The organism is Ruegeria sp. AM5 (assembly GCF_056540645.1).
In genome coordinates this window covers 53,643-70,542 of the sequence record NZ_JBQFXC010000009.1, presented here as the reverse complement: position 1 = coordinate 70,542, position 16,900 = coordinate 53,643, and the positions used below count along the sequence as shown (strand labels likewise).

The 16,900-nt window shown below is 58.8% G+C and carries 17 protein-coding genes; 4 read left to right on the top strand and 13 right to left on the bottom strand.

Annotated elements, in window-relative coordinates; all coding sequences use genetic code 11:
* Nucleotides 1-35 precede the first annotated feature (35 nt).
* The 12 genes from ACR0AH_RS17380 to ACR0AH_RS17325 form a co-directional block, all read right to left on the bottom strand.
* Nucleotides 36-299 (bottom strand): hypothetical protein, encoded by a 264-nt coding sequence (locus ACR0AH_RS17380; RefSeq protein ID WP_170398115.1) that lies wholly within the window; start codon nucleotides 297-299, stop codon nucleotides 36-38.
* A complete protein-coding gene (locus ACR0AH_RS17375; RefSeq protein ID WP_170648290.1) occupies nucleotides 256-1,809 on the bottom strand; it encodes a nitrite reductase in 1,554 nt (517 codons plus the stop codon). The genes ACR0AH_RS17380 and ACR0AH_RS17375 overlap by 44 nt, the downstream gene beginning before the upstream one ends.
* Nucleotides 1,784-2,998 (bottom strand): heme d1 biosynthesis radical SAM protein NirJ, encoded by a 1,215-nt coding sequence (gene nirJ, locus ACR0AH_RS17370; RefSeq protein ID WP_170733816.1) that lies wholly within the window; start codon nucleotides 2,996-2,998, stop codon nucleotides 1,784-1,786. Before nirJ ends, ACR0AH_RS17375 begins: the two co-directional genes overlap by 26 nt.
* Nucleotides 2,999-3,001: 3 nt before the next feature.
* Complete coding sequence (gene ahbB, locus ACR0AH_RS17365) at nucleotides 3,002-3,484, bottom strand: siroheme decarboxylase subunit beta (RefSeq protein ID WP_480592963.1); 483 nt, start codon at nucleotides 3,482-3,484, stop codon at nucleotides 3,002-3,004.
* Nucleotides 3,481-3,930: an AsnC family transcriptional regulator gene (locus ACR0AH_RS17360; protein ID WP_170625392.1), complete on the bottom strand. Its 450-nt coding sequence runs from the start codon at nucleotides 3,928-3,930 to the stop codon at nucleotides 3,481-3,483. Before ACR0AH_RS17360 ends, ahbB (ACR0AH_RS17365) begins: the two co-directional genes overlap by 4 nt.
* The gene (gene ahbB, locus ACR0AH_RS17355) at nucleotides 3,927-4,916 is read right to left on the bottom strand and encodes a siroheme decarboxylase subunit beta (protein WP_170733817.1); all 990 of its coding nucleotides are present in this window, start codon (nucleotides 4,914-4,916) and stop codon (nucleotides 3,927-3,929) included. The genes ACR0AH_RS17360 and ahbB (ACR0AH_RS17355) overlap by 4 nt, the downstream gene beginning before the upstream one ends.
* Before the next feature lies 1 nt (nucleotide 4,917).
* The gene (locus ACR0AH_RS17350) at nucleotides 4,918-6,063 is read right to left on the bottom strand and encodes a cytochrome D1 domain-containing protein (RefSeq protein ID WP_170733818.1); all 1,146 of its coding nucleotides are present in this window, start codon (nucleotides 6,061-6,063) and stop codon (nucleotides 4,918-4,920) included.
* The gene (locus ACR0AH_RS17345) at nucleotides 6,060-6,341 is read right to left on the bottom strand and encodes a c-type cytochrome (RefSeq protein WP_170408249.1); all 282 of its coding nucleotides are present in this window, start codon (nucleotides 6,339-6,341) and stop codon (nucleotides 6,060-6,062) included. The genes ACR0AH_RS17350 and ACR0AH_RS17345 overlap by 4 nt, the downstream gene beginning before the upstream one ends.
* Before the next feature lie 82 nt (nucleotides 6,342-6,423).
* On the bottom strand, nucleotides 6,424-7,185 hold the full coding sequence (cobA, locus tag ACR0AH_RS17340) for a uroporphyrinogen-III C-methyltransferase (RefSeq protein WP_170408092.1): 762 nt from the start codon (nucleotides 7,183-7,185) through the stop codon (nucleotides 6,424-6,426).
* Nucleotides 7,186-7,374: 189 nt separating this feature from the next.
* Nucleotides 7,375-7,776, bottom strand: a complete 402-nt coding sequence (locus tag ACR0AH_RS17335; protein ID WP_480592960.1) for a cupredoxin domain-containing protein — start codon at nucleotides 7,774-7,776, stop codon at nucleotides 7,375-7,377.
* Nucleotides 7,777-7,830: 54 nt separating this feature from the next.
* A complete protein-coding gene (locus tag ACR0AH_RS17330) occupies nucleotides 7,831-9,615 on the bottom strand; it encodes a NapC/NirT family cytochrome c (protein ID WP_170398143.1) in 1,785 nt (594 codons plus the stop codon).
* Between the two features lie 125 nt (nucleotides 9,616-9,740).
* Nucleotides 9,741-11,417 carry a cytochrome D1 domain-containing protein gene (locus ACR0AH_RS17325; protein ID WP_170398146.1) on the bottom strand — a complete coding sequence of 559 codons (1,677 nt, stop codon included), beginning with the start codon at nucleotides 11,415-11,417 and terminating at the stop codon, nucleotides 9,741-9,743.
* A 242-nt stretch (nucleotides 11,418-11,659) separates the two neighbouring features.
* On the opposite strand from ACR0AH_RS17325, the gene ACR0AH_RS17320 reads away from it, so the two are divergent.
* Nucleotides 11,660-12,850, top strand: a complete 1,191-nt coding sequence (locus tag ACR0AH_RS17320) for an NnrS family protein (RefSeq protein WP_480592958.1) — start codon at nucleotides 11,660-11,662, stop codon at nucleotides 12,848-12,850.
* A 15-nt stretch (nucleotides 12,851-12,865) separates the two neighbouring features.
* Here ACR0AH_RS17320 and ACR0AH_RS17315 read toward each other — a convergent pair whose 3' ends face one another.
* Nucleotides 12,866-13,978, bottom strand: a complete 1,113-nt coding sequence (locus ACR0AH_RS17315) for a Hint domain-containing protein (RefSeq protein ID WP_480592956.1) — start codon at nucleotides 13,976-13,978, stop codon at nucleotides 12,866-12,868.
* A gap of 272 nt (nucleotides 13,979-14,250) precedes the next feature.
* Between ACR0AH_RS17315 and ACR0AH_RS17310 the strand changes: the two genes are divergently transcribed.
* The 3 genes from ACR0AH_RS17310 to ACR0AH_RS17300 are packed head-to-tail and all read left to right on the top strand — an operon-like array spanning nucleotide 14,251 to nucleotide 16,899.
* A complete protein-coding gene (locus ACR0AH_RS17310; protein ID WP_170398152.1) occupies nucleotides 14,251-14,700 on the top strand; it encodes a c-type cytochrome in 450 nt (149 codons plus the stop codon).
* A 16-nt stretch (nucleotides 14,701-14,716) separates the two neighbouring features.
* Nucleotides 14,717-16,084 carry a cbb3-type cytochrome c oxidase subunit I gene (locus ACR0AH_RS17305; protein WP_170398155.1) on the top strand — a complete coding sequence of 456 codons (1,368 nt, stop codon included), beginning with the start codon at nucleotides 14,717-14,719 and terminating at the stop codon, nucleotides 16,082-16,084.
* Nucleotides 16,085-16,089: 5 nt separating this feature from the next.
* Nucleotides 16,090-16,899 (top strand): CbbQ/NirQ/NorQ/GpvN family protein, encoded by an 810-nt coding sequence (locus ACR0AH_RS17300; protein WP_170398158.1) that lies wholly within the window; start codon nucleotides 16,090-16,092, stop codon nucleotides 16,897-16,899.
* The last annotated feature ends 1 nt before the right edge of the window (nucleotide 16,900 follow it).

The window sequence follows — 16,900 nt, the reverse complement described above, 5'->3', positions numbered from 1 at the left end:
GTTAGGTGAAGCAAATTTCTGATTTTCTTTTCAAATCAATCGTCTGCCTCATCCATCAGGCCACGCACCCAGCGCCCTGCCAGCCATGAGGCGGGCACGCCCAAGGGGATGGACCATAAGATCGCAGGCACTGGTTCAATGGCACCAAACCCCGCACTGTGCAGGATCAGCCCAGCCAGAAACAGGTTGATGGCCACGGTCAGAGCCGTGGCCGGATAAAGCAGGATGGCCAGCTTCCAGACCGGCCATTTGCCTTCAGTGGCTGGTGCCTTCCGAGAAGGTGATTTTGTTCCAGACATTGTACTTCCCAGACGGTTTGCGCATCGGCAGGCGGCGGACCTCTTCCAGCGTTTGCGCGTCATAGACGATCACCGCGCCGTCATCTTCCCAGATCGAAACCAGCGCGTGACTGCCATCCTTGGTGAATTCTACATGCGCCACGGTTTTGCCCGGCGCGGGGCGCAAAGTTTTCACGATTTCAAGGCTTTGCTTGTCGATCACGTGCATGGCATCCTTGTTTGGGCCAAAGAACACATCGGCCCAGACGTAAGGCGAGTTCTCATGGCTGCGCATGAAAAATCCTGGCCCTTCGGTTTTGATCCGCTTGACGGTTTCCCATGTTCCCATGTCGATCACCGAGACCGTGCCATCGGTCAGATGCGGCGTAGCCATCACGGTGGTGTCGCCCTGCTGCCAGGTGATCCCCGAACCTAAGTGAGGCATCCCCGGCAGGTCCAGATCTGCGATCTTATGACCGATCACCAGATCAATCACCTGCCCGCCCTTGCCATCACGCGAGGCGCCCATAACGTATTCATAACTCTGATCGAAAAAGAAATCGTCCAGGTAATCAGGCGTGGTGATCTTGCGCACGGGGAACGGGTCAGGGTTCTTGAACTGCCCCTCGATGCGGAAATCGTGGCCAATACCGGATTGCGGCGGGTTGGCCCCGTAGAACACCTCCCAAATCTCGGGGACATCCTTCAGCGCCAGAACAAAGCTTTCGCGCGGTGGTGCCTGATAAACGGCGGAAACACGGCTGGGAACGCCCTTTTTGCTTTTGACTTCAATGACTTTCGCGACCGACAAGTCCTCTGTCGACAGCAGGGTCAGCGAGTTCGGTAAATAGTTCGCTACCGCCACCCATTTGCCGTCACCCGACATGGCGATGTTGCGGCTGTTTAACCCCGCGCGCACGCGGCCCACCTGTTTCAGCGCCCAGATATCATATTTCTGCACCCAGCCATCGCGCGACATGATGAAGACATAGCGGCCATCGGGGCTGAACTTCGGCCCACCATGCACGGCGAACGGGGTTTCGAACCGATCCAGAACCTCGAACGTATCGCCGTCCAGCACACTGACATGATGATCGCCTGTTTCCACCACCAGCGTGATGTTCATCGGGTCGCTGTCCCAGACAGGCGCGTCAACCGATACGTACTCATCATCCAGAGTCCGGCTGGCCATGATATCGGCCTCGCCCCATTCGGGATGGGTCTCCAGCGGAGATTTCAACCATCCCGCCAGTTCCTCGATCTGCAACGCGTCCAACTCGTGCGAAAACGCAGGCATCTGGGTGGCCGTACGCCCTTCGGCAATCACCGCCGCCACGCGTGGCCCACGCATCCGTTTCAACGTCTCGGGGATCAGCGCCGGACCGACCCCACCCAGACGGTTTTCGCCATGACATGAGGCACAGAATTCAGCATAATCCGAAGGTGCATCAGCCCAAGCTGCGCCGGTCAGCAGCAGCGAGCAGAATGTGCCGATTTTCAAGGTGTCAAAAGAATTGATGCGCCGGATCATGGCTTTTCCCTCGGAACGGCGTGACCTGCAGACGCTCGCCTGCGCCCTGCACGCCGATTTCTTCGTTTGATAGATAGCAGGCCGGGTCCTCGGCCCACGGGTCGCCGGTCAGTTGCAGAGCACGGATGCGGGTGTTGCCGCCGCAGACATCCTTTAACTGACAGGCCCCGCAACGCCCCTTCAAAGGACGCGGACGGGTACGCAGCATGGCGAGCATCGGGTCATCGCTGGCCCAGAGTTCCGAAAACGATTTGGTCTTCACATTGCCAACAGTGTAATCGGACCAATAGGTATCGGGATGCACGCGGCCGAGGTTGTCGATATTGGCGACGCCCAGCCCGCTCGAGTTCCCACCCCACGCCGCCAGATGCTCGCGCACATGGGCGGCTTTGTCGTCGTCGAAATGCGTCCGGACCCAGTTCAGGAAATACCCGGCATCGGCATCGTTATTGCCAGTCACGATATCCAGCGGACGGCCGCCCGAGACGGCTTCCCACGCACGTTCCAACAACAAATCCAAACCCTTACGGGTGCGCAAATGCTCGGCATCCTCGCCTCGGTTCTTGTCACCGCGCCCGGCATAGACGAGGTGAGACAGGTAGAACTTGTCGACACCCTCATCGTCGCACAGTTGCAGCAGGTCAGGCAGGTGGTGCTGTGTGCCCTCGGTCAGGCAGAACCGCAGCCCCACTTTGATGCCGCGCTTCTTACATTCGCGAACACCGCGCAGGGCGTCGGCAAAGGCGCCTTCGACGCCCCGGAACCAGTCATTTGTGGCCCCGATCCCGTCCAGCGAAATGCCGACATAGTTGAAGCCCACGTCGGCGATCATGTCGGCGGTTTCGTCGTAAATCCGCGTACCGTTGGTCGACAGTGCCAGCATCGGCACCAGATCGCGGGCGCGTTTGGCGATGTCGAAGAAATCGAACCGGTCCAGCGGTTCCCCACCCGAGAGGATCAGGGCCGGGACGCGGAATTGGCCCAGATCCTCAAGGGTTACCATGGCTTGCTCGTGACTGAGCTCACCGGGGAACGCGACATCTGCTGAAACGGTGTAACAGTGGCGGCATTTCAGATTGCAGCGCCGCGTCAGGTTCCAGATCACTACCGGCTTCACCGGGCCGGGACGGCGTTTGCGCACCGGTGTCGGTTCGACGAGCTGCTGCATGTATTCGGTCAGGCGGAACATGTCTCAGCCTTTCTTTTTCAACCGCAGCCCTGTCTTCTTCAGGATGCGCGTGGAATAGAGGATGTCCTTGGCCCGGCAGGCCTCGCCCAGAATGGCGGTGATCTCGGCGCGTTTTTCCTCGACCTCGTCCCGGTCAGAACCGTGGACCATGGCGAACAGGTTATAGGGCCAATCGGGCAGGGCGCGGGGACGTTCGTAACAGTGGGTGACAAAGGGCAGCGCCCCGATCTGTGTGCCCAATTCCGCAATCTGGCTGTCGTCTACATCCCAAACAGTCATCCCGTTTGCCGTCATCCCCAGCTTGTAGTGGTTCGGAGCGGCGGCGATGCGGCGGATAACACCATGGGATTTCAGCTCTGCCAGACGATACAAAAGGGCATCCTCGTCCAACCCAAGTGTTTCGGCAATGGCTGCATAAGGCGCAGGCACAAGCGGCAGACCGCTTTGCAGCGCTTCGATAATCTCTCTGTCCTGAACGTCGATCATGCTGCCACCCGGAAGCCGATGAAAAATTCCTGTAGTTTGGGGAAACGGAGAACTTCGATCCCCGTTTCCCGTTCGATCGCATCAGCGGCGGCCTCGATCCCCTCAGGCGTTTCGGTGGCCAGCACGAACCACATGTTCAGCCGGTGCGTACGCTCATAATTATGGGCAACCTCGGCGTGCGCATTGACTTTGGTCAGGACGGTTTCGAATGCATCCTCTGGCACGGCCATGGCGCACAGGCAGAACGCTCCACCCATTGCAGCGGCGTCGAAAAACGGGCCGAAACGTGTGATGATCCGCTGCTCTTTCATTCGTGCGAGACGGGTTAGGAGTTCGTCTTCGGGAATCCCAAGTTCCTGGGCTACACTGGCAAAGGGATGCGCGGTCAGCGGCAGGTCATCCTGCATCCGGTTCAGGATTACGCGGTCGGTTGCGTCCATAGTCATGCTGCTGCCTCTTTCGGTTGGATCAACGCGCCGGTCTGTTTGAAACAACGGGTCGAGAACAGCACTTTGTTCCGTGCGCCTGCCAGTTCGGGCAGAGCGGCGGCTGCGGCCAGAACCTCCATCGCTTCGGGGCGCGAGCGTGCATGGATCATGGAATAGAGGCGATAGGGCCAGACATCCTTGACCGGGTTGCGCTCATAGCACAGCGTCACGCCGGGATAGGCCGCCAGCGCCGGTCCAGCCGTGTCCACCTGTTCGGGCGGCATGTCCCAAACAACCATCGCATTGGCTGACCAGCCGAGCGCCCGGTGGCGCACGATAACCCCGAGACGAGAGATTATGCCTGCTGTTTGCAGCGCTTCGATACGTCCCATTACGTTGGAATCATCTCTGCCCAGCGTTTGTGCCAATGCGGCATAAGGAATCTCTGTCAGGGTCAGGCCCGAGCTGAGCGCCTGCAGCAACTCGCGATCTCCGGGCTGCATGGCTGAGCGATCCACCTTACGAAGGCCAGGAACATTGCGTGTTTTTCCCGACATACGAAAGCCCAAATCGACGTTGAATGGACGTACGAGGCGCAGGTCCAGAACCCGCAGTCCGGAACGCTGCGATATCCGTGCAAGGGTGTCATCGACATGGGTGCGATCCGGGCCGGTTGCGACGAACCAGAGGTTCCAGTCATCCTCCCGCTGGTAGTTGTGGTTCACGCCCGGTTCGGCGTCGATCAGGGCTGCAATCTCTTCCAACCGATGTTCGGGGGCCGCAACAGCGGCCAAGGTGCTGGCCGAAACCGCGCCCGGAGCGATGGTGGCACCCACGCGTGTAATCCGCCCGGTGGCCTGCATGCGAGTTAGGCGATCAATCACCTCGGCTTCGTCCAGCCCTAGCAAAGAAGCCAACACCAGAAACGGACGCTCTGTTATCGGAAAGTCGCGCTGAAACTCGTCCAGCAAACGGCGGTCGATGGGATCGGTGATGTGTTGCATGTCAAAGCCCCATTCTGTGCGCACGGGCGGTGAAGAAAATGCCGGATGGGCTGTCGGCCTCAATCTCGCGCAGTTTTTCAAACGTTTGCGTGTCGTAGACCATAACCTTGTTGGCGTCGCGCACGCTGATCCAGACCTCATGCCCTCGCGGAGTGAACTCCATATGCAGTACGGCAGGGCCGGGTTTGAATTCGTGAATGATCTCCTTGGTCACAGAATCAATAACCTGAATGGTGTCGTTCAAAGGGTGGGCAAAGTTTACCCAAACCTGCCGCCCGTCAGGACGGGCCATGGCAAAGACCGGCTGACCATGGGTCTGCGTACGTCCGGTCTCGGTCAGAGTGTCGGCGTCGATCCACAGAACCTCGTGATGGCCGACGGCAGGCAGCACAAATTCGCGCCCCGTCAGCGCCCAGCCTTCGAGGTGAGGCATCTTGTAGACCGGCATCTCCTCTTGCCCGCGCCCATAGTTGGGCAGCACGCGGATGGGTTCGGGCGTCTCGGCCCAAAGGTCCAGCGCGGTCAGGCCATCCTCGCCAAACAAGCCGGTGATATAGGTGCGGCCATTTGCGGTGATCAGCGCGTCGTAAGGATTCTTGCCCATGTCGGGGATCTTGGTGATCGCGGGTGCGCCGTTGGAGAAATCAGCAATCCAGGTCTCGCCCGTGTCCCACATGGTAAAAACAAACCGGCGGCCGGGTGCATCGACCAATCCGATGGTTTTGCTGTCGGTAGGAATGTCCGCGACCATCTCTAGCGTGTCCGCATCGAAGACGCGCACACCGCCAGGTTCATAATTCGATACAGCGACCAGCTCGCCGTCATCCGAAATGGCACCGCCAATGGCGTTGCCCGCCTGCACGACCCGGTTCACGATCTGGCGGGTGACGATATCCACCTTAGTCAGGCCGCCGTCTCGTCCAAATACATAGGCAAAGCGTTCATCGGGTGAATAGACCAGCGAGGCATGGGACAGATCGCCCAGACCTTCGATCCGCGCCAGCGCTGCGCGGTCGGATTGGTCCACCAGAAGAACCGAGCCCTTGGCGCGTTCGATCACAAGTCCTAGGTCGCCGGTCGCCGTGGGTTCAGCCTGGGCGGTGGTCATCATAAGGGTGGCGGCGAGGGTAAGGATGAGCTGTTTCATTGTGCCTCCTGTGCCAGCAGGTAACGGGCGATCCATTCGGCCTCTTCTTCGCTGATCAAGGGCCGCCATGGGGGCATCGCGGTGTCGGGGATGCCGTCGAGGATCACGCCGGTCAGTACCTCGGCATCGTAGTGTTCCAGTGTTTTGGACCGCAGATCGGGGCCGAGGCCGCCTTTCAGCGATAACCCATGGCATGAGCCGCAATCCTGATGGACAAGGCGTTTCAGTGCGTTGGGGTCAAGCGTGTCAGCAGCGAAGGCCGTGGTGGCAACAAGCACTGCGGAAGTGAGGACAGCACGTGCTGCCCATCCTTTGCGTCCTCTCACAGCCGGTTGCTGTGCCGGCCTTCCGGAACCGAACTTAGCCATGCGCCTGCTCCAAAAGGTCGGCCACAGGCCGTTCTGCATAAAGTGAAACTACCTTGCCGATGATGAACAGCGTGGGCGCCTTTAGCCCGGCCTTGCGCACATCAGCGGCCAGCCGATCCAGCCGGGATACCATCCGGCGCTCATCAGGTGTGGTCGCTTTGCCTACCGCCAAGACCGGAGTTGAGCCGGGCAGGTTCTCGGTCATCAGTCCCATGGCGATCTGGCCGATATTGGCGACGCCCATATAGACGACTAAGGTCGAGTCCGGGTCGGCCAGACGTTTCCAATCCAGATCCAGCACCTTGTCGGCCTGTCGGTGCCCGGTGACATATTGCACCGATGTCGCCAACCCGCGATGGGTCAGCGGCACGCCTGTCGAACAGGATGCCCCCTGCGCTGCGGTAATGCCTGGCGCGTATTCGACTGGGATGCCGTTTGCCATCAGGTGCGCGGCCTCTTCCGAGCCGCGTCCGAAGATCATCGGGTCACCCCCCTTGAGGCGAGCAACGGTGTGACCGGCGCTGGCTTCCTCGACGAGGATTTCGTTGATGCGATCCTGCGGCACGGTATGACACTTGGGGGCCTTCCCAACCGGGATCAGCCGTGCGCCATCAGCGTGCAGATTGAGGATATCGGCCGAGACCAGACGGTCATAGACCACCACGTCCGCCTCTTGCAGCATCCGCAGCGCGCGCAGGGTCATAAGTTCGGGGTCACCGGGGCCTGCGCCAATCAGAAAAACCTTACCGCTCATGTGCAAACTCGCTTGGTCTGAATGTCTTCGGAGCCCGGAATTCCTGCGCGATCAGGGGACGTTGCTGGGTGAGCCGGGCGTGTCATGCGGGCAGACTGGCGTAATCGGAAAGGAACCTCCTTGACTAAAGTTAAGGAGCGCGGGAATTGCCCCGCGCTCCTTTCGGCTTGCCTGTATGATTGCCTCGGCTCAGGGTTCGACGGTGATCATGCCGATCATGTTCTGTGTCTCCCAATGCGGGCCACACAGATAGTCCTGCGGACCCGGGGTGAGGAAGGTCAGGTCAACCGTCTCCTCAGGAAACAGACGGTCGCTTTCGGGCTCGCTGCCGTCTTTCAGCAGGACCGAGTGACTGGTGCGCTTATCGACATTCACCCAGCGCACGGTTGTGCCCGGTTTCACGGTTAGCTCGGCTGGGCAGAACGTGTATTTGTACATCAGCACCACATCGGCATCCTCAACGGCGGAGGAGGGCTGGTCGAACAGCTCGACATAGCGCTCTTCGGCTTCGGCACACAGCGCGGCGGTGTCCTCTGACCATGCGGGCGCGGCCAGAAGCAGCAGCGCAGGGAGAAGGTGTTTGGGTTTCATTGTCCAAGTCTCCTCTTTTAAGCGGAAGGGGCCGGATCGCCCGGCCCCTCTTCCTTATTGTTTGACGACGTTGATAAAGGCGTTGTCGTCGTCCAATGCCAGGCTGGTATCCAGCGTCACGTGGTGGAACCGTGCGGCGGCAAAGTCATCGTGGATGGCAAAGCCCACCGTATAGGTCTGACCGGCCTCCAGCGGCACGTCACCAGCTGCGCCCGAGTTCAATGGGCGCGTGAAGACCACGGTCCACATACCTGCATCAAGGCTGGCCGAGGCGGCGATCTCACCGTCATTGACCACGCGCTGTTCCAGCAGATAGCCGTTGGTGGCGCTGCCGTCCGCGTAGACGCGCATCAGATCCAGATAGGTGCCATCGGCCAAATACTGCTCGATCTGATCGGCGGCCTGCAGCTTGTCCCAGCCACCCAGCGCCTTACCGCGGCGGCCTTTGATCTCGACCTCGGTGCGGCTTTCGCTGATGTATTTGGTCACAGTGTCCTGCGTGCTCAGCCGACCCGAGACATCGCCATTTGCGGCAATCGCCTCGGCACCCGGGTCAAAGGGCATGTAGCTGTTGTCTGCATGGCACGAGGCCCAGCAGCCGACCTGATCGCCCAGCTCAATCCCAGTGCCGGTGATCATCATGGCCACCTTGATCTGGTTGTCCGGGTCCATCTTGCCGCCATCGACAAAGGGGGCGGGGTTGTGGCCCGCATCCGGCCATTGCAGACGGATATAGAGGGTCTCATCATCATGCGCGGCTTGAACGGTGGCGTCTATCACGCCGCGTTTGCCCGGGATCGGGGTTGGTTCCAGATCCCCACCGGCCACGATCTTGTTGCCGATCGCGTCCAGTTCGGCAGCGTGACAGGTGGTGCACTTGTCTCCGCCCTTGGTCAAAGGACGTGCTCCGCCGTGGGATCTGCCGTTCTGAACCCATTCAAACGAGGCCTGACCAGGATAGAACAGTTTCATATCTGCACCGGGGACAGCGGCCCAATCGATATTTGTGCCAACATCGCTGCCGCCACCTGCCGGGGCTGCGGCATCTTCGCCAGAAGCTTTGGCACGCTCTTCCGCGACGGCTGCGTCAACCGCTGCTGCGATCTGGGCCTGTACGGCCTCTTGCTGGGCTACACGCGCGGCTTTCTCAGCCTCGGCATCGGCAGCTTCCTTGGCTTCGATGCGTTCGAGACTTGCCAGGTATTCGGCCGGGATTTCGCGAATGAAATCTGGGTTCGGCGCTTCAAGCTTTTCCAGATACTCTTCGTCGGCCCGGTCGCGGGCGTCCGAGTGCGCAATCCCCTTGTGGCAGTCAATACAGGTCTGACCGACGGTCATCGCGTTTAGGTGCTGCTGACGGGCGCGGGGTTTCTGGAACTCGGGCATCATCGACTCGAAGTCATGGCAGTTGCGGCACTCGCGCGAGTCCGTGGATTTCATCCGCTCCCATTCATTCATAGCCAGATGCACGCGCTTGGCTTCGAATTTCTCGCGCGTGTTTATGGTGCCGACCACCTTGCCATACAGCTCTTTGGACGCCTTGATCTTGCGGATGATCTTGTGAGTCCAATCCTTGGGCACGTGACAGTCGGAACAGACCGCGCCTACGCCCGAACGGTTCACGTCGTGGATTGTGCCGGTGTATTCTTCGTAAACGAAATCTCGCATCTCGTGGCACGAGACGCAGAATTCCTTGGTGTTGGTAGCTTCCATAGCGGTGTTGAACCCGCCCCAGAAGATGATGCCGGCGGCAAAGGCCGCAGCGATCCCGGCCACGGGCATTCCCCACAGGAAATACCGGCGCCAGATTGGTTTTTTCTTTTCCGGTTCGGAGGTCATATCCGGTCTCCGTTTTGGCTTCTTTTTCTGGCCCTGGATGTCAGGCCTGTGGATTTGGCTGATGAGTCAAACGAGGAAAGGGCGGGCGAGGGGCCCGCCCTTTCCGGTGCTGAGTACAAAACCCGTCAGGTGACGTGGTTCGAACGGTTGTAGACGTTGAACTTGCCGGTGGGTGCAAACAGTCCTTTCACGCGGCCGATCTCTTCCAGCGTCTTGGCGTCGAAGATCACGATCTCACCATTTGGCTCTTTCGAGGTCGAGCGGTTCCACTTGGACACCCAGACCTCGGATCCGTCTTGGTTGAACTCGAAGTGGACGGCGACGTTGCCTTCTTCTTCTGTGATCTGGATCGTTTTCACGATCTCACCGGTTGCCTTGTCGATGACCTGCACCGATTGCTGGATCTCAGGCTCGGGGTGCTTGGTCTGGTCGGCCCAGATGTAGTCCGAGTTCGGATGGGTCCGGATGAACAGACCGGGTCCGTCGGTTTCCACCTCGTAGCAGACTTTCCAGGCATCGTCCGGGCGGCCTTCGGGGTCGTTGCCCCAAACGGTAACCGTGCCTTCGCCCAGGTGGGTCGTACCGGCAACAGGACCGCAATTCGGGTCATCCCAGTTGGCGCCCGGGCCGGGGTGCGGCAGCGGCGCGGTATCGATCATAGCTTCCAGCTTATGAGTCTCGGTATCGACCACGACCATCTTGTTCGACGCGTTTGCGGCGATCTGGAAATAACGGCCGGTCGGATCAAAGAACCCGTCATGCAGGAACTTTGCGCTGTCGATCTTGTCGATACGCAGGTTGTCCAGATCGGAGTAGTCCACCTGCCAAAGCTGACCGAGCTCCTTGACGGCCACGATCCATGTGGGCTCGTTCGGGGTGGTGTAGATGGCGGCCACGCGGGCCTCTTCCACATAATCCCCGTCCACGTTGTAACCCCGGGTCGAGACAACCTTTTTCGGCTCCATGGTTTCGGCGTCGACGATGGCGAAATGAGGGGGCCAGTAGGCGCCACCGATGACGTATTTACCGTCACCCGATACCGCCACGTCGCGCGCGTCATAACCAATGGTAACCTCGGCAACCAGCATGTTCTCGGGGTTCTGCCACAGGTCGATCTTGGTCATCTTCCCGTCGCGGCCCATGGTGTACCAGAAGCGGCCCGGATTTTCGGGTTCTTCCAGTTTATGGTGCTCGGACGCTTTCAGGACGTGCACGGCGTAACCGGTCGGGATATGCGCCAGCACCTCTTTGGTGTCGCCGTCGATCACGGCCACTTTGCCCACGTCACGTTCGATGACGACAAAGAAGTTTTCCCAGTTGCGGCCATGCAGCGGCTCGGTCGGGTAATCTTCGGGTTCGACATAGACCTTGCGGGTCGCCATCATCTGTTCAAGCGACATTTCCGGCGGTTGGGGCGGCTCCATCTGGATGTAGGTCGCCATATCGCGGATTTCTTCTTCGGACATCACGTCCGAGAAGTTGTTCATCCCGCCTTCGGTGCCCCATGCGATGATTTTTTCCAGTCGCTCCTGCCCCAGTTTCAGGGTGCCAGACTCGGTTACGGTACCATCGTCATTCTTCGTTTCAACCAGAGGCTCAAGGCTTTTGCCGGTTGCCCCTTTGCGCAACACACCGTGACAACCGGCGCAGCGCTCAAAGTAAAGTTGTTTTGATGATTCAAAGGCTTCCTTGCTCAGGGTTGGCTCTTCGGCAAAGACTGGCGCAGCGACGCTGCCCAGCAACATTGCCAAACCGACCCCTAAGGCGCGGCCAGTTCTGTTGTAGCTGATTCCAAGTGACATGATCACTCTCCATTTGCTGGTGAGGCAGGTCCTAGGGTGAAACATCGCGCGTTTGTCATCCTTGACGAAAGTCAACGGAACGCGCGCAAATTGGAAATTGACGGGCTATAATGAGCCATAAAACAAAGGGAAAACCTGAGTTTCAGGGACATGTTTTTCGGATGCTTGATTTCGGTTAAGTCCATCACTGGTCGGCCTTGCTAAACCTGTTCCAACAGCCATTGAGGCCGAGGAGAACAGGCATGTCGGCAGTGATCGCGCGCGTATTGGGCGAGGGGTTTCGCATCTTTTTCCTGTCCGCCGGACTTTTTGGTCTGTTCGCGGGAGGCGCGTGGGGTTTTTGGTTGATGACGCAGACCGGGTTGGTCGGATACGAAGACCCAACCTATTCCATGAGTCCCCCAATGTGGCACGCGCATGAGATGATCTTTGGCTATGCCACAGCAGCTCTGGGCGGGTTTTTTCTGACGGCTGTTCCCAACTGGACCGGGACCCCAGAGGCGCGCGCCCGGTTCATCATGCTGGCTGCAGGTCTCTGGTTGGCCGGGCGGGTAGCGATGTGGTTCTCCGGTGCGCTGCCGCCTGTTCTGGTCGCTGTGTTCGATCTGGTCTTTGTTCCAATTCTGGCGGCAAAGATTGCTACTCAGCTGATCCGACGCCCCAAACCGCAGAACATGGTATTCCTTTTGCTGCTCAGTGCGATCTGGATTTCCAACTTGTTAACCCATTTAGAGTGGATCGGTGCGACCAGCGATACGCTGGACATCGGATTGCGGGCGGGGTTGCTGACGCTTTGCAGCCTAATCGCGATACTTGGTGGGCGCATTACGCCAGCTTTCACCCGAAATGCGATGAAACGCGCGGGAGAGCCCGAATCCAACTGGCCTATTTCGGTAGGAGCGTTTGATAAAGCCGCCATGGGGCTTGCACTGTCACTGCCGCTGAGCGTGCTCGTCTTTGGAATCGGACCTGTATCAGGCGCTATCGCGCTGATGCTTGGCGTTGCTCAGATCCTGCGCATGGCACGTTGGCGCGCACGCTGGGCACTGCGGCAGCCGATCCTGATCGCGTTGCATCTGGGGCTGGGCATGCTGGCGCTGGGCCTGATCCTGTGGGGGCTGGCAGTGCTGGGGTTCGGCAGCGAGATCGGGGCGCTGCATATTTTGGGCATTGGTTGCGTCGGCGGCATGACCCTTGCCGTGATGAGTCGGGCCGCCCTCGGCCATAGTGGCCGTGCCCTCGTGGCCTCGCCACCCATGGCGATCGCTTACGGTTTGATGGCGGCAGCCGCAGTTTTGCGCTGGGTCGGGTCGGCGTTTGACCAGGGATATCTGGTTGCGATGCTGGCCTCAGATGGGCTGTGGATCTGCGCCATCGTCTTGTATCTGGTTGCGATGTGGCCCGCGTTGACCGGGCCACGTCTAGCGGCCTGAGCAACGGTTCTTAGATTAAGAAGGTCGGAGCAACGCCCTGTCATTTTTAATATGCCGTTGCAGCAAAGTATGGATTTGTCTTCCGCGTTTTGGAATCTGGCGGGCTGCGATTGGTTGATGGTCTGGCAAAGCTAACTCTGGGAAGAGCGCAACAATTTCGGCCAGCGCCTCGGGCTGTATTCCTTTCAAGGCTTGCTTGCCTGTGAATAGGCTTTCTGACGGCGCGCCTTCCGCAAGCACGATCTCATGCCGGTCGAACAGAATATGGAAATACACCACGCCCTGAGCTGTCTCGTCGACGGTTATGCCATGTATGCCGACCAGCTTATGGGCTGGGACCAGAACCTCCTCGCTGTCGAACATGCGAACGGCGATACTCGAACGGATCAACATGCGATGCTGCGGTGAGACCAACAGATCACGTCGCGGCAGGTTGCTTCCCAGGCTGCCCGCTGCGATTCGGATCGGGCGCAGCTTGGGATTGAGCGCAAATTCAGACCTATCCAGAGCGCGCGCGCCGATCCAGCGAATTGGTTGTGGTCCATGATCCAAGGTGACAACCTTGTCACCAGCGGAAAGCGTTTCTATCGCGACATCACCATCAGGTGTCGCGATAAGCGTTCCGGCGGAGAAACAAGGAACATCAACGATGGAACCGGGGTCAGTCGTGTCCGGTGCGTTGCTCGGTGTAACGTTGACGACGCTCATCGAATACGTCACCCCGGGATCTAGGGGCTCAGAGGTTATGTAGCCAGCGTTGGTTCCTTCAACCTCGACAAGGTACACAGTGATTGTCCCACCGCCGGGATTCGTCAGAATGTAGGATTCTTCCAGATAGATGTCGCCGCTCAGAAACGTTGTCGAACCATCAAGGTTTGTTACCGTTCCGATCTGTGTATCGTCGTCGCCATTTTCGTTGTTGAATCTGTCGCCGTTGAAAACATCCCCGGTATCGGGAACTGGCGGGCCAAACCCATTTCGAATGAAACCACCGGCCTCGTCCTCAACATTGAATACCCTTCGGTCCGTCGCGGGGTCATAGCTTGCGTCCAGGGTGATCGTATCAGGCCCAATTGTATTCACCGTAATGACGCCGGGTGCGTATCCGATGTATGAGTAGTTCGCCATTCTTTAACCACCACGCTTCAGGTGCCATCTACGCACCTCTATTCACCAATATATCGAGAACGCTCGCTTCAACTGTTCGAACGTCCGGAAACATGCTGTTCTAAGTACTGTTTTTCAAGGCAATCTGAGGGCATTTTAGTGATACTGACGCAATTATGACCACAGGTGTCCAATTCCGCGCTTACTTTGGCATGCTTGACTTTCGTTAAGGCAGCCCTGCGACCCACCCGCCATTGTCATCAGACTAGCTAATCTGCGCAAAGGAGAGCGCAATGCGAGAAGTCATGACAAAGAGCATGGCTCGCAACATATTCTATGGCGGGTCACTGTTCTTCATCCTCATCTTCCTGGCCCTGTCGGCCCACTCGCACTGGTACATCGTCAACTCCGAGAATTCGGCGAAGCTTGATGACAGTGTGGTTCGGGGCAAACATGTCTGGGAAAAACATGCCTGCATCAACTGTCACACGATCCTGGGCGAGGGCGCCTACTACGCGCCGGAAGTCGGGAATGTGATGACCCGCTGGGGTGTGCTGGACGACCCGGAATCGGCCTTTGAAGCGCTCAAGGGCTGGATGGAGGCGCAGCCGACCGGCATTCCCGGTCGTCGGCAGATGCCCAATTTCAACCTCAGCGACGAAGAGATCCGCGATCTGACCAACTTCTTGATCTGGACGGACAACATCGATGCGCAGGGCTGGCCGCCCAACGAGGCAGGCTGAGAAAGGGAACGGAGCAATGAAATACGAATCCCAAAAAATCGCCTACGCCTACTTCGCAGTAGCGATGGCCCTGTTCGCGGTACAGGTAATCGGCGGCCTGCTGGCCGGTTTCATCTATGTATTCCCGAACTTCCTGAGTGAGCTTCTGCCGTTCAATATCGTACGGATGCTGCACACCAACTCTCTGATCGTCTGGCTGCTGCTGGGCTTCTTCGGTGCGGCCTACTTCCTGATCCCCGAAGAGACCGAGCGCGAGATCCATTCGACCAAGCTGGCCTATCTGCAGTTGATTATTCTTGTGGTTGGCACGCTGGGCGTGGTCGTGACCTATGTCTTCAACCTGTTCGAAGGCAACTGGCTGCTGGGCAAAGAGGGGCGCGAGTTCCTTGAACAACCCAAATGGGTCAAGGCGGGCATCGTCGTGGCCGCGCTGATGTTCCTTTACAACGTGTCACTGACCGTTCTGAAGGGCAAGAAGACGGCGATTTCGAGCATCCTTGTTCTGGGCCTCTGGGGTCTGGCGCTTCTGTTCCTGTTTGCTTTCTACAACCCGGGCAACCTGTCGCTCGACAAGCAATACTGGTGGTATGTCGTCCACCTATGGGTCGAAGGCGTATGGGAGCTGATCATGGCCTCGATCCTGGCCTACCTGATGCTGAAGCTTACGGGCGTTGACCGTGAGGTGGTCGAGAAATGGCTCTATGTCATCGTCGCCGCCGCGCTGTTCTCGGGCATCCTTGGGACAGGTCACCACTACTATTGGATCGGTACACCCGGCTATTGGCAGTGGATCGGTTCGATCTTCTCAAGCCTCGAGGTGATCCCGTTCTTCGCGATGATGGCCTTTGCCTTCGTCATGGTCTGGAAGGGCCGTCGTGACCACCCTAACAAGGCTGCTCTGCTGTGGTCACTGGGCTGTGCAACGCTTGCCTTCTTCGGTGCCGGTGTCTGGGGCTTCCTGCACACGCTGCACGGGGTGAACTACTATACCCATGGCACGCAGATCACCGCAGCCCACGGTCACCTGGCCTTCTACGGTGCTTATGTCTGCCTCAACCTGGCGATCTTCAGCTATGCGATGCCGATCCTGAAGAACCGTGATCCCTACAATCAGGTTCTGAACATGGGCTCGTTCTGGCTTATGACCAGCGGCATGGTCTTCATGACCTTCGTCCTGACCTTCGGTGGTACCGTGCAGACTCACATGCAACGTGTGGTCGGTGACTACTTCATGGACGTGCAGGACCAGATCGCGATCTTCTACTGGATGCGTCTTGGCTCTGGTGTGGTCGTGGTCCTTGGTGCGCTGCTGTTCATCTACTCGATCTGGGTGCCCCGGAAAGAGGTGATTGAACCCGGTGCCTCTGAAACCCCTGCGGAGTAATGGATATGGATGGCTCCATGAAACTGAATGAGGGGGCGGCGAACGCCCCCTTCTACCTCGCCCAAAGCGATGAATGCGATGTGTTCACCGCCGCCTACAACAACGACCTGCCGGTTTTGCTGAAAGGTCCAACAGGTTGCGGTAAGACCCGCTTTGTGGCCCATATGGCCGCCAAGCTTGGCCGCCCGCTTTACACCGTGGCCTGCCACGATGACCTCGCCGCCGCCGACCTGATCGGTCGCTACCTGTTGAAGGGCGGCGAAACCGTCTGGGTTGATGGCCCTCTGACTCGTGCGGTGCGCGAAGGCGCGATCTGCTACCTTGATGAGGTGGTCGAAGCCCGCAAGGACGTCACCGTTGTGCTGCACCCGCTGACCGATGACCGGCGCATCCTGCCGATCGACCGCACCGGTGAAGAGCTTGAGGCCGCGCCCGGCTTCATGCTGGTGGCCTCGTACAACCCCGGATACCAGAATATCCTGAAAACCCTGAAACCCTCGACCAGGCAGCGGTTCATCTCGCTGGAATTCGACTTTCCTTCGCCCGAGATGGAGGCCGAAGTCGTCGCGCAAGAAAGCGGTCTGCCGCTTGAACGCTGTAAACCGCTGGTACGCCTTGCAGGTAAGTTGCGCGGGCTTAAGGGTCAGGACCTTGAGGAAGGCGTGTCCACCCGTCTGGTCGTTTATGCCGCGACGCTGATCGCACAGGGCATGTCCACCGACCGCGCCATCCTCGCCGCAATGATCGAACCTCTGACTGATGATGAGGATATCAAACGCGGGCTCCTCGATCTTGTCACGGCTGTCTTTGGGTGAG